Genomic DNA, 13,266 nt, shown 5'->3' with positions numbered 1-13,266 from the left:
CGGCCTCAGTCGCCCGAGGGGCGGGCGCGCACATGCATGCGCTCGCCCTGGGCGCCGAAGAGGCTGAGGAACTCGACGGGCTGCGAGCTCGCGCTGGCGAAGCCGTGGGGCGTACGGGTGTCGAACTCGGCGGCCTCGCCCGCGGTGAGGGTCAGATCGTGCTCGCCGAGGGCGAGGCGCAGCTTGCCGGAGAGGATGTACAGCCACTCGTACCCCTCGTGCACCGCCTGCTCGGGCCGGACGTCGGCGCCCGTCTTCCGGCCGGGCAGGATCTGCTTGTAGGCGTGCAGCCCGCCGAGATAGCGGGTCAGCGGCACGAACGTCTGCCCGTGCCGGTTGAAGGGGCGGGGATGGATACGGGGGTCGCCGGTGGGCGGCGCGCCGACCAGTTCGTCCAGCTGGACGCCGTGGGCCTTGGCCAGGGGCAGCAGCAGTTCCAGCGTGGGCTTGCGCTGCCCCGACTCCAGCCTCGAGAGGGTGGAGAGCGAGATCCCGGTGGTCTCGCTGAGCTGGGCCAGGGTGGCTCCGCGGTCCCGCCGCAACGCCCGCAGCCGCGGGCCTACGGCGTTCAGCACCTCGGGAATGTCCTCGTCTGCCATGCCCCCTATTTGCCGGTGCGGCAAGGAATTTTGTCAAGCGCCGTTGTTCAGCGCTGATCGCCGGATGCGCTGATCACCAGGTGACGGGCAGCTCATGGGCTCCGTAGATGACCATGTCGCTGCGCATCGGCACCTTCTCCGGCTCCACCGCGAGCGCGAGGTCCGGGAACCGGCCGAGCAGTCCGCGGTAGCCCGCCACCAGCTCGATCCGGGCCAGGTTCGCGCCGAGGCACTGGTGGATGCCGTAGCCGAACGCGAGGTGGCTGCTGCGGGGGCGGCCGACGTCGAGCGTATGGGGCTCGTCCACCAGCGCGGGGTCCCGGTTCGCGGCGGGCACCGAGACCGCCACGCTCGTGCCCGCCGTGATCGTGACGCCGCCGATCTCGATGTCCTCCAGCGCGATCCGGACCGGGAAGGCGTTGACGATGCTCAGGTAGCGCAGCAGCTCCTCGACCGCGCCGGGCACCAGCGAGTCGTCCTCGCGCAGCCGCCGCATCTGCTCCGGGTTCTGCAGCAGGGTGAAGGTGCCGAGGCTGAGCATGTTGGTGGTGGTCTCATGGCCGGCGATCAGCAGCAGCGCGGCCATGTTGGTGATCTCGACGTCGGACAGTTCGCCGACGGAGGTGAGATACGAGATCAGATCGTCCTGGGGAGCGCGCCGCTTGGCGGCGGTCAGCTCGCCGAGGAATCCGGTGATCGCGCGCATCCCCTGTTCGTACTGGTCGCCCGTCTGGTCCTGGACCAGGATCTGCGCGCTGGCCCGCTGGAACGTCTCGCGCTCCGTGTAGGGCACGCCGAGCATTTCGCAGATCACCAGCGAGGGGACCGGCAGCGCGAAGTGTTCCACCAGGTCGGCCGGTTTCCCCGCGGCCTCGAGGGCGTCCAGGCAGTCGGTGACGATGCGCTCGATCCGGGGTTCGAGGGCGCGCATGCGCCGTACGGTGAAGTAGCGGGTGAGTAACCCGCGATAGTGACTGTGTTCGGGGGCGTCCATGCTCAGGAACGACCCCGGCCCGTTGCCATGGTTCTCCCGGATGCTCTGCGCGACGGGGCGCACGGTGTCGTCTCCGCGCCACCGCTCGGCGCTGAAGCGCGGGTCCCGCAGCACCTCCCGGGCCTCCTGGAATCCGGTGACCAGCCATCCCGTACTGCCCCCGACGAACCGGAGCGGGCTGATGGCGGGGCCGGTGATCAGTGCGGGCGCGGGGTCGACGTAGTTGGCGCGCTGGCTGGGATACGGCGGGGCCTGGTGGGGCGCGGACGACGGGGCACTCACGATGGTCCTCCTCGGAACGGCCTGCGGACTCTTCCGGGGGACGCCGTTCGGTCCCCCGGGGCACCATGCCCGAGGTGCGAACTGGATCACAAGGGTGCCATCAGGGGCACGGGGCAGCAGTAGTGTCGCGGGCAAGCTGTGTCCGTACCAGGCAGTAGGCCGGACAGTAGGCCGGGCCACGGGCCGGGCAGTAAGACGGGCAGTAGGAAGGGATGGGACATGTTCCGCAAGGTGCTGGTCGCCAATCGTGGAGAGATCGCCATTCGGGCGTTCCGCGCCGGCTATGAGCTGGGGGCGAGAACCGTCGCCGTGTTCCCGCACGAGGACCGCAACTCGCTGCACCGGCTCAAGGCCGATGAGGCGTATGAGATCGGTGAGCCGGGCCATCCGGTACGGGCTTATCTGTCCGTCGAGGAGATCGTCAGCGCGGCGCACCGGGCCGGTGCCGACGCGGTGTACCCCGGATACGGCTTCCTGTCCGAGAACCCCGATCTCGCGCGGGCGTGCGAGGAGGCGGGAATCGCCTTCGTCGGCCCGAACGCGGAGATCCTGGAGCTGACCGGCAACAAGGCGCGGGCGGTGGCCGCGGCCCGGGAGGCGGGGGTGCCGGTGCTCGGCTCCTCGGAGCCCTCCTCGGATGTGGACGAGCTGGTGCGGGCGGCGGAAGGGGTGGGCTTCCCGCTGTTCGTCAAGGCCGTCGCGGGCGGTGGCGGGCGCGGCATGCGGCGGGTCGAGGAGCCGCGGCTGCTGCGCGAGTCGATCGAAGCGGCGGCCCGCGAGGCCGAGTCGGCCTTCGGCGATCCGACGGTCTTCCTGGAGAAGGCGGTCGTCGAGCCCCGCCATATCGAGGTGCAGATCCTCGCCGACGCCGAGGGTAATGTCATGCACCTGTTCGAACGGGACTGTTCGGTGCAGCGCCGCCACCAGAAGGTCATCGAACTGGCGCCCGCGCCCGGCCTCGACCCGGAGCTGCGGACACGGATCTGCGCGGACGCGGTGAAGTTCGCCCGGCAGATCGGCTACCGCAACGCGGGCACCGTGGAATTCCTGCTGGACCGCGACGGCAACCACGTCTTCATCGAGATGAACCCGCGTATCCAGGTCGAGCACACGGTGACCGAGGAGATCACCGACGTCGACCTCGTCCAGTCGCAGATGCGGATCGCGAGCGGGGAGAGCCTCACCGACCTCGGTCTGTCGCAGGACACCGTCTATCTGCGCGGCGCCGCGCTGCAGTGCCGGATCACCACCGAGGACCCGGCCAACGGCTTCCGCCCGGACATCGGCATGATCAGCGCCTACCGCTCACCGGGCGGCTCGGGCATCCGCCTCGACGGCGGCACCACCCACGCCGGTGCCGAGATCAGCGCCCACTTCGACTCGATGCTGGTGAAGCTGACCTGCCGGGGCCGCGACTTCGACCACGCCATCGGGCGGGCCCGGCGCGCGGTGGCGGAGTTCCGTATCCGCGGGGTGTCCACCAACGTTCCGTTCCTCCAGGCCGTGCTGGACGATCCGGACTTCCAGGCCGGGCGGGTCACCACCTCCTTCATCGAGCAGCGGCCGCATCTGCTGACCGCGCGGCACTCCGCCGACCGCGGCACCAAGCTGCTCACCTATCTCGCCGACGTCACGGTCAACAAGCCGCACGGCCCGCGGCCCCAGCTGATCGACGCGACCGGCAAGCTGCCCCGGGTACCCGCCGCGGCGCCGCCCGCCGGGTCCAAGCAGACCCTCACCGAGCTGGGCCCGGAGGGATTCGCGCGGTGGCTGCGCGAGTCGCCGCGGATCGGGGTCACCGACACCACCTTCCGGGACGCGCACCAGTCGCTGCTGGCCACCCGCGTCCGCACCAAGGACCTCCTCGCGGTGGCCCCGGCGGTGGCACACACCGTGCCGCAGCTGCTGTCGCTGGAGTGCTGGGGCGGCGCCACCTACGACGTGGCGCTGCGGTTCCTCGCCGAGGACCCCTGGGAGCGGCTGGCCGCGCTGCGCGAGGCGGTGCCCAACATCTGTCTGCAGATGCTGCTGCGCGGCCGCAACACCGTCGGATACACCCCGTACCCGACCGAGGTGACGGACGCCTTCGTCCACGAGGCCACCGCCACCGGCATCGACATCTTCCGGATCTTCGACGCGCTCAACGACATCGGGCAGATGCGGCCCGCCATCCAGGCGGTGCGGGACACCGGTACCGCGGTGGCCGAGGTGGCGCTGTGCTACACCAGCGATCTGTCCGACCCGTCGGAGAAGCTGTACACCCTGGACTACTATCTGCGGCTCGCCGAGCAGATCGTGGACGCGGGCGCGCATGTGCTGGCCATCAAGGACATGGCCGGGCTGCTGCGCGCCCCGGCCGCCGCGAAGCTGGTGTCCGCGCTGCGCCGGGAGTTCGACCTGCCGGTGCACATCCACACCCATGACACCGCGGGCGGCCAGCTCGCCACCTATCTGGCCGCGATCCAGGCCGGTGCGGACGCGGTGGACGGGGCGGTGGCGTCCATGGCGGGCACCACCTCACAGCCCTCGCTGTCGGCCATCGTGGCCGCCACCGACCACTCCGAGCGGCCCACCGGTCTCGACCTGGAGGCGATCGGCGGGCTGGAGCCGTACTGGGAGAGCGTGCGCAAGGTCTACGCGCCGTTCGAGGCGGGCCTCGCCTCGCCGACCGGGCGGGTGTACCACCACGAGATCCCCGGCGGCCAGCTGTCCAACCTGCGCACCCAGGCCATCGCGCTCGGGCTCGGCGACCGGTTCGAGGACATCGAGGCGATGTACGCCGCGGCCGACCGCATCCTCGGCCACCTGGTGAAGGTCACCCCGTCCTCGAAGGTCGTCGGCGACCTCGCGCTGCATCTGGTGGGAGCCGGGGTGTCACCGGAGGACTTCAAGGCCGAGCCCAACAAGTTCGACATCCCGGACTCGGTCATCGGCTTCCTCCGCGGTGAGCTGGGCAGCCCGCCCGGCGGCTGGCCGGAGCCCTTCCGCACCAAGGCGCTGGAGGGCCGCGCCGAGGCCAGGCCGACGACGGAGGAGCTGTCCGCCGAGGACCGGCAGCACCTCGCCGACGACCGCCGCACGACGCTGAACCGGCTGCTGTTCCCCGGCCCGACGAAGGAGTTCGAGACCCACCGGCAGGCGTTCGGCGACACCAGCGTCCTGGACAGCAAGGACTTCTTCTACGGGATTCGCCCGGGGAAGGAGTACGCGGTGGACCTGGAGCCCGGGGTGCGGCTGCTCATCGAACTGGAGGCCATCGGCGAGGCCGACGAGCGCGGCATGCGGACGGTGATGTCCACCCTGAACGGTCAGCTGCGCCCGATCCAGGTCCGGGACACCTCGGCGGCCTCCGACATCCCGGCCACCGAGAAGGCTGACAAGGGCAACCCGGGCCATGTGGCCGCGCCGTTCGCCGGGGTGGTGACGCTGACCGTCGCCGAGGGCGACCAGGTCGAGGCGGGCGCCACCGTGGCCACCATCGAGGCGATGAAGATGGAGGCCACCATCGCCGCGCCGAAGGCCGGGCGGGTCTCCCGGCTGGCCATCAACACCATCCAGCAGGTGGAGGGCGGCGACCTCCTGGTCGACCTCGGCTGAGCCGGGCCCCTGGCCCCGGTCCGGTGGATGATTCAGACCACCGGGCCGGGGCCTTGCCAATATTGCGGCAAGCGTTGACAAGGTTGCCGGGCGGTGAACACCATTAACTATGTCGTTCACCCCCACCCACTCCTCGCACCGGTAGCGGGCCGCCATGGCCCCCACCCTCACCGACGTCGCCAAAAGCGCGAACGTGGCCCTGTCCACGGCCTCCCGGGCGTTCAGCAACCCGGACCGGCTCGGCCCGCAGACCTTGCGCAAGATCCTGGCCGTCGCACAAGAGCTGGGATACGAACCACCGGTGGCCGCCCGTCCCGCCGAGGCCCCCGCCGACACCGAGACCGCCACGATCGCCGTCGTCGTCCCCGACATCGCCAACCCCGTGTTCGGGGCCTTCGTGAAGGCCGCCCAGGGCGAGGGCTGGCGCCGTCGGCAGACCGTCGTGCTCGCCGACACCGATCTGAGCCCGGACCGGGAGCGCGAGGTGCTCGCGCACATGACGGGGCAGGCGGACGGGCTGATCGTGTGCTCGCCCCGGCTGGAGGCGGACGAGGTCCTGGACCTGTGCGGACGGACGCCCGCCGTGCTGGTCAACCGTGAGACGGCCGGTGCCGACTGTGTGATCGCCGACGCCGCCCACGGGATGCGCCAGGCCGTGGAATACCTGTCCGCGCTCGGCCACCGGCGGATCGCCTATGTGCAGGGCATGCAGCGCTCGTGGTCCAACTCCCACCGGGTCGCGCTGATCCGGGCCGAGACCGAACGCGCCGGGCTGGAGCTGGAGTTGCTGGGCTGGCAGTCCGAGACGGTGGCGGGCGGCACGGCCGCAGCGGCGAGCGTCATGGCCTCGGGCGCGTCCGCCGTGATCGCGCACAACGATCTGATGGCCCTGGGAGTGATCTCCGGTGCCCGGGCGCTGGGGCTGAGCGTTCCCGAGCGGCTGAGCGTCATCGGGGTCGACGACATCCCCTTCGCCGAAGTGGCGCAGCCGTCCCTGACCAGCATCGCGGTGCCGATGGCCCGGGCCGGGGCGCTCAGCCACGAGCTGCTGGGGCAGATCCTCGGCGGCGAGCGGCAGACGCCCCGCACCCTGCGGCTGCCCACCCAGCTCATCGTGCGCGGGTCCACCGGCCCGGCACACTCCGCCCTGGTGGGCGCCGCGATGGCGGCGGGAAAGGACACCCCATGACCACCGAGCCCCTGACCGTGGTGGTCGCCGACGCCAATCTGCGTCCGCTGCGCGCCGAGTTCGAGGCCGCCCTCCCGGCGGGTACGGTCGTCAGCTGGCCCGACCCCCGGGACGCCGAGGCGGTCGAGGCCGCGGTGGCGCCCGCGGATGTGCTGGTGGCGGGGCAGTGCACCGCCCGGACGGCCGCCCTCGCCACCCGGCTCCGGCTGGTCCACACGGCCGGTGCGGGGACGGACAAGGTCGACCTGACCGCGCTGCCGCCCGGTACACAGGTGGCCAACACCTTCCACCACGAGGACTCGATCGCCGAATACGCCGTATCGGCCGCGATCCTGCTGCGCCGTGGCTTTCTGCGCCAGCACGACGCCCTGCGCCGCGCGGTGTGGGACTCACCCGCGCACGATCTGGACTCCCCCTGGATGGACTCCCTGTCCGCGGCCACCGTCGGCTTCGTCGGCTTCGGCCACATCGGGAACCGCTGCTGGCAGCGGTTCCGGGCGTTCGGCGCGAGCGGCGTGGCGGTGACCCGGCGGGGCGAGGTGGACGCGGCGGCCGAGGGGCTGACCTGGGCCGCGACCACCGACGAGCTGGGCGCCCTGCTGGACATCTCCGACGTGGTCGTGGTGTCCGCGCCGCTGGCACCCGAGACCACCGGGCTCATCGGCGAGCGCGAGCTGTCCCGCATGCGCCCGTCCTCGGTGCTGGTCAACGTGGGGCGCGGTCCCGTCGTGGACGAGGACGCGCTGTACAAGGCGCTGAGCACCCACTCCATCGGGGCCGCGGCGCTCGACGTCTGGTACCAGTACCCGGCGAGCGGACACACCGGCGCCCCCAGCAAGCACCCCTTCGAGACGCTGGACAACGTACTGATGACCCCGCACTCCTCCGGTCTGACCCGTCAGACCTTCATCCGCCGCGCCGCCGACATCACCGCCAACATCGGCCGGCTGGCCGCCGGAGAGCCGCTGCACAACGTGGTGGCGGTGGCCCGGTGAGCACGACGCCCCGTACCGACAGCATCGTCTCCGCCGATGTGCTGGTGACCAGCCCCGGCCGCAACTTCGTCACACTCAAGATCACCACCGCCGAAGGTCTCGTCGGCTGGGGCGATGCCACGCTCAACGGCCGTGAGCTGGCCGTCGCCTCGTATCTGCGGGACCATGTGGCGCCGCTGCTCATCGGCCGCGACCCGGCGCGGATCGAGGACACCTGGCAGTACCTCTACCGCGGGGTCTACTGGCGGCGCGGCCCGGTCACGATGACGTCCATCGGCGCGGTGGACATGGCGCTGTGGGACATCAAGGGCAAGACCACCGGGCAGCCCGTCTACCAGCTGCTGGGCGGCGCGGTGCGCGACCGTATCCTCACGTACACCCATGCCACCGGCTGGGACGTCCCGCAGCTGCTGGACTCGATCGACGCCCGGCGCGAGGAGGGGTTCCGCGCGGTGCGGGCGCAGAGCGGTGTCCCCGGTCTGGACACGGTGTACGGGGTCAGCCGCGGCGGCCGGGGGTACGAACCGGCCGGGCGCGGCGCCGCCCCGGTGGAAGAGGCGTGGGACACCGACGCCTACCTCCGCCACGCGCCGAAGGTCCTCGGCGCGGTACGGGAGCATGTCGGGCCCGAGCTGAAGGTGCTGCACGATGTGCACCACCGCCTCACCCCCGGCCAGGCCGCCCGGCTCGGCCGCACGCTGGAGGAGGCGGACCTGTTCTGGCTGGAGGACGTCACCCCCGCCGAGAACCAGCAGGTGCTGCGGCATGTGCGGCAGCACACCACCGTGCCGCTGGCCATCGGCGAGGTGTTCAACACGGTCTGGGAATGCCAGTCGCTGATCACCGAGCAGCTGATCGACTTCGTACGGACCTGTGTGAGCCACGCGGGCGGGATCAGCCATCTGCGGCGGATCGCGGCCCTCGCCGAGATCTGGCAGATACGCCTCGGCCCGCACGGTCCCTCGGATGTGTCCCCGGTGGCGCTGGCCGCGTCGCTGCACGTGGGCCTGGCCACGCCGAACTTCGCCATCCAGGAGTACATGGGCTACGAGCCGATCGTCCACGAGGTGTTCGGGCACGCCTGGTCCTACGCCGACGGACATCTCCACCCGGGCGACCGGCCCGGCCTCGGAATCGAGGTGGACGAGGCGCTCGCCGCCCGCTTCCCGTACGAACCCGCCTACCTGCCGGTCGCGCGAAAGCTCGACGGCTCGATGACGGATTGGTGAGGATCTCCCCCATGGCCGCGACGCCCACGACGCCCGCCACACTGGCCGCCCCGGTGCGCCTGCCACGCCTCGACCGCGCCACCACCCCCGCGTCCGTGCTCACGCCGCGGCGGCAGCCCGCCGAGACCGGCATCGTGCATCTGGGGCTCGGCAACTTCCACCGCGCCCACCAGGCCGTGCACACCGCGGCGGCGCTGGACCACACCGAGGGCCCCTGGGGCATTCTCGGGGTCGCCGGGCGCTCCGCCACGGTGGCCCGGGCGCTGCGCGAACAGCAGCTGCGCTACGCGGTGGTGGAGATCTCCCCCGACGGCACCAAGGTCACCGTGCCCGCGGTGCACACCGGGGCGCTGGTGGCCACGGAACAGCCCGACGAGGTGCAGGACGCGCTGGCGGCGCCCGGCACGGCCATCGTCACCCTGACGGTCACCGAACACGGCTACACCTTCTCCCCGCGCACCCATGGACTCGACCTCGACTCCCCCGCGGTACGGGCCGATCTGCGCGGTGACGCACCCCCCGGGACCACCATCGGGCGCATCGTGCGCGGACTCCAGCGCCGGGTACGCACCCACGCCCGGCCGCTGACGGTGCTCAGCTGCGACAACCTGGTGGGCAACGGCTCCCAGACCCGGCGGCTGGTGCACGAGTTCACCGAGGCGCTCCCGGCCGCGGAGCGCGAGGAGCTGCTGCCCTGGCTGAGCGGTTCGGTGACGTTCCCCAGCTCCATGGTCGACCGGATCGTGCCCGCCACCACCGACGTCTACCGTGACGCGGTCGCCGACCGCCTCGGGGTGCGCGACGCCGTGCCCGTACCGGCCGAACCGTTCTCCATGTGGGTCATGGAGGATCGTTTCGCCGCAGGCCGTCCGCGCTGGGAGCACGGCGGGGCCCTGTTCACCGACGATGTGGAACCGTACGAGCTGCTGAAGCTGCGGCTGCTCAACGGCACCCACTCCCTCATCGCCTATCTCGGCGCGCTGGACGGGCGGGAGACCATCCCGGACTCCATCGCCCGGCCGTTCATCGCCGAGGCGGCACGCGGTGTGCTGTACGACGAGTACCTGCCGAGCCTCACCGTGCCCGACGACATCCAACTGGAGGACTACGTACGGCAGTTGTTCGACCGCTGGGCCAACACCGCGCTGGGCCACCGCACCCGGCAGGTCGGCTCGGACGGCTCGGTCAAGCTCCGCCAGCGGGTGCCGGAACCGGCCCTGCTCCATCTGCGGGCCGGGCGGATGCCCCACCATCTGGCGCTGACCGTGGCGGCCTACCTGTGCTGTGTGGCACCGCCGTCCGGCTTCTCGCCCGGCCCCCAGGCGGCCGCGATGGCCGATCCGGCCCGTGAACCGCTCGCCGACCTCGCCCGGCGTGCGCCCGCCGGGCCCCGCACCGCGTACGTCGAGGCCGTCCTGGAGAGCGGACTGCTCGGCGACCATCTGACGGACCACCCGTCCTTCACCGCCCGGATCGCCGAACTCATCGACATCATCGTCCGCCACGGACCGGCCGCGGCGGCCGCCGACGCCGCCGGTGGCCCGGCGGTCTGACACCCCCCGTCCCCCTTCCCCCATCTCCCCTACCCCCGTCCCCGTTCTGCGTTCTGCTCCGCCCTGCCGGAAACCGCTCCGGACCCCGATCCGTTCAAGGAGGCATGGATCATGGAGAGCAACACCACCACTCCCCCGCCACCGGCCACCGCACCACCCGGTGAGCCGTCCGCCGACCCGCGCGCGGTACGCCGCGCGGCCTGGGCCGGTCTGGTCGGCACCGCGCTCGAACAGTACGACTTCGTCATCTACGGAACCGCCTCGGCGCTGATCTTCAGCGATCTGTTCTTCCCCAATGTCTCGGCGTCCGTGGGCCTCCTCGCCAGCTTCAGCACCTATGCCGTCGGCTTCGCCGCCCGGCCGCTGGGCGGGCTCTTCTTCTCCCGTTACGGGGACCGCCTCGGCCGCAAGTGGGTACTGATCGCCACCCTGTTCCTCATGGGCGGCTCCACCCTCGCCATCGGCCTGCTCCCGACGTACGGGGCGGTGGGCATCCTCGCCCCGATCCTGCTGCTGATCTGCCGCATGGCCCAGGGCTTCGGCGCGGGCGCCGAACAGGCCGGAGGCGCCACCCTGCTCACCGAGACGGCCGCCACCGGGCGGCGCGGCAGGCTATCGTCCCTGGTCATGACGGGGGCGGCGCTCGGTACCGCGCTGGGCGCGGTGGCCTGGATGCTGGCCCAACAGCTGCCCGAGGACGCCCTGATGTCCTGGGGCTGGCGCGTGGTCTTCGCCAGCAGCCTCCTGGTGACCGCGGCCGCCATGATCATGCGCCGCAAGCTGAACGAGAGCCCGGTCTTCAAGGACTTGAAGGCCCAGCAGGAGCGGCCCGCCTCACCGGTCAAGGAAGTGTTCAAGCACGGCCGCAAGCCCCTGGTGCTGGTGATCCTCATGAACTTCGGGGTCAGCACGCAGTCGTACACCTACCAGGTGTTCATGGCCTCCTACCTGGTGTCCAGCGTGGGCGTCGAGAAGAGCTTCGTGCCCGAGGTGCTGCTGCTCGGCTCCCTGTGCGGCGGCGTGGCGGCCATCGCGTTCGGCACCCTGTCGGACCGTATCGGACGGCGCCCGGTGTGTACGTTCATCCTCAGCGCCATGGTGCTGCTGCCCGCCCCGACGTTCATCGCGCTGAACTCCGGCTCCGATGTGGCCATCGTGGTGGCCATCGCGGTCGGCTTCATCCTGGCCTGTCAGGGCCTGGTCGGGGTGCACATGAGCTACTTCCCCGAGCTGTTCGGAAACCGCTACCGCTACGCCGGGGTCGCCCTGGGCCGGGAGTTCTCCTCGGTGATCGGCGGCGGCATCGCACCGCTGGTCTGCAGCGCGCTGCTCACCGCGTTCACCGGCTCCTGGATACCGGTCGCGGTCTATATGACGGTGGTCGCGGCCGTGAGTCTCATCACGACCCGGATGACCCCGGAAACCCTGGACCGCGATCTGAACATCCCGGTCGACGCCACCGGCCCGGTGCCCGCCGAGGCAGTGGCGAAGGGCCCGCACCAACCCGCATGACCAGGAACGTTCCCTCTCGTCACCCCTGACGCGGGCGGGTCGTCGGCACCCACCGGCGGCCCGCTCGGGACGTTCCTTCCCCGCTAGCCCCTATCTTCGCAGGTTGACCCTACTTTTGGCCACTCCTGCCTCGCCTTGGCACCCTTGTCACGGTGTTCGGCCATGGAATCGAAGGAGACCGGACACGGAACCACCGCAAGGAGTGAATCGCCCCATGAGTACCGTTGCCGCATACGCCGCACCTGCCCCCAAGGCCCCGCTGGAGCGCACCACGATCGAGCGCCGCCCGGTGGGCGAGTTCGACGTGGCGATCGACATCACGTACTCGGGCATCTGCCACTCGGACATCCACCAGGTCCGACAGGGCTGGAGCGAGGTGCCCTTCCCGCTGGTGCCGGGCCATGAGATCGCCGGTGTCGTCAGCGAGGTCGGCCCCGGTGTCACCAAGTACTCCGTAGGCGACCGGGTGGGCGTCGGCTGCTTCGTGGACTCCTGCCGCGAGTGCGAGAACTGCCGCAAGGGCCTGGAGCAGTACTGCGCCCGGGGCGAGACCGCCACCTACGCCGCCACCGACAAGTACGGCGAGATCACCCAGGGCGGCTACTCCACCGGCATCGTCGTCGACGAGAACTACGTGCTGCGCATCCCGGACGCGCTGCCGCTCGACGTGGCCGCCCCGCTGCTGTGCGCCGGTATCACCACGTACTCCCCGCTGCGCCACTGGAACGCCGGGCCGGGCAGCAAGGTCGCCGTCCTCGGCATGGGCGGCCTCGGCCACGTGGCGGTCAAGCTCGCGCACGCGATGGGCGCGGAGGTCACCGTGCTCAGCCAGTCGCTGCGCAAGCAGGACGACGGGCTGCGGCTCGGCGCCGACCACTACTACGCGACCAGCGACCCGCAGACCTTCAAGGAACTGGCCGACACCTTCGACATCATCCTGTCCACGGTGTCCGCACCGCTGGACTTCGGCGCGTACCTGAAGCTGCTGAAGACGGACGGCGCGCTGGTGAACGTGGGCCTCCCGGAGGAGCCCATCTCGCTCAACCTCTTCTCCGTGGTCATGGGCCGCCGGACGCTCGCCGGTTCGTTCATCGGCGGCATCGCCGAGACACAGGAGATGCTCGACTTCTGCGCCGAGCACGGGGTGGGCTCCGAGATCGAGACCATCCCCGCCGAGGAGATCAACACCGCCTACGAGCGAGTGCTCGCCAGCGACGTCCGCTACCGGTTCGTCATCGACGCCGGCACGATCTGATACCCAGCCTGACGCTCCGTCAACTCTGTGTCCGCAGAGCGTGTTTCCGACCTCGGCGGCC

The 13,266-nt window shown here is 71.1% G+C and carries 9 protein-coding genes; 7 read left to right on the top strand and 2 right to left on the bottom strand.

Features of this window, described 5'->3' with window-relative positions; all coding sequences use genetic code 11:
- Positions 1-5 precede the first annotated feature (5 nt).
- Positions 6-599, bottom strand: coding sequence for a helix-turn-helix transcriptional regulator (locus tag ABZ370_RS06505; RefSeq protein WP_358617271.1), 594 nt, complete (start codon positions 597-599; stop codon positions 6-8).
- A gap of 73 nt (positions 600-672) precedes the next feature.
- The gene (locus tag ABZ370_RS06500; RefSeq protein WP_358617268.1) at positions 673-1,875 is read right to left on the bottom strand and encodes a cytochrome P450; all 1,203 of its coding nucleotides are present in this window, start codon (positions 1,873-1,875) and stop codon (positions 673-675) included.
- Between the two features lie 219 nt (positions 1,876-2,094).
- On the opposite strand from ABZ370_RS06500, the gene ABZ370_RS06495 reads away from it, so the two are divergent.
- The 7 genes from ABZ370_RS06495 to ABZ370_RS06465 all read left to right on the top strand — a co-directional run bounded on the left by ABZ370_RS06495 (position 2,095) and on the right by ABZ370_RS06465 (position 13,205).
- Positions 2,095-5,472 (top strand): pyruvate carboxylase, encoded by a 3,378-nt coding sequence (locus ABZ370_RS06495; RefSeq protein ID WP_358617266.1) that lies wholly within the window; start codon positions 2,095-2,097, stop codon positions 5,470-5,472.
- Between the two features lie 154 nt (positions 5,473-5,626).
- On the top strand, positions 5,627-6,661 hold the full coding sequence (locus tag ABZ370_RS06490; RefSeq protein ID WP_358617263.1) for a LacI family DNA-binding transcriptional regulator: 1,035 nt from the start codon (positions 5,627-5,629) through the stop codon (positions 6,659-6,661).
- Positions 6,658-7,656: a 2-hydroxyacid dehydrogenase gene (locus tag ABZ370_RS06485; protein WP_358617260.1), complete on the top strand. Its 999-nt coding sequence runs from the start codon at positions 6,658-6,660 to the stop codon at positions 7,654-7,656. Before ABZ370_RS06490 ends, ABZ370_RS06485 begins: the two co-directional genes overlap by 4 nt.
- A complete protein-coding gene (gene manD, locus ABZ370_RS06480; protein ID WP_358617257.1) occupies positions 7,653-8,885 on the top strand; it encodes a D-mannonate dehydratase ManD in 1,233 nt (410 codons plus the stop codon). The genes ABZ370_RS06485 and manD overlap by 4 nt, the downstream gene beginning before the upstream one ends.
- 11 nt (positions 8,886-8,896) lie before the next feature.
- Positions 8,897-10,438 carry a mannitol dehydrogenase family protein gene (locus tag ABZ370_RS06475; protein WP_358617254.1) on the top strand — a complete coding sequence of 514 codons (1,542 nt, stop codon included), beginning with the start codon at positions 8,897-8,899 and terminating at the stop codon, positions 10,436-10,438.
- Positions 10,439-10,549: 111 nt separating this feature from the next.
- Positions 10,550-11,950 (top strand): MFS transporter, encoded by a 1,401-nt coding sequence (locus ABZ370_RS06470; RefSeq protein WP_358617252.1) that lies wholly within the window; start codon positions 10,550-10,552, stop codon positions 11,948-11,950.
- A 214-nt stretch (positions 11,951-12,164) separates the two neighbouring features.
- Positions 12,165-13,205, top strand: coding sequence for an NAD(P)-dependent alcohol dehydrogenase (locus tag ABZ370_RS06465; protein WP_358617250.1), 1,041 nt, complete (start codon positions 12,165-12,167; stop codon positions 13,203-13,205).
- Positions 13,206-13,266: the final 61 nt, after the last annotated feature.

This window comes from Streptomyces sp. NPDC005962, assembly GCF_040629205.1.
Taxonomy (GTDB): Bacteria; Actinomycetota; Actinomycetes; order Streptomycetales; family Streptomycetaceae; genus Streptomyces.
Note: the sequence above shows the minus strand (reverse complement) of the source record. Positions and strands in the feature narration are given on the sequence as shown.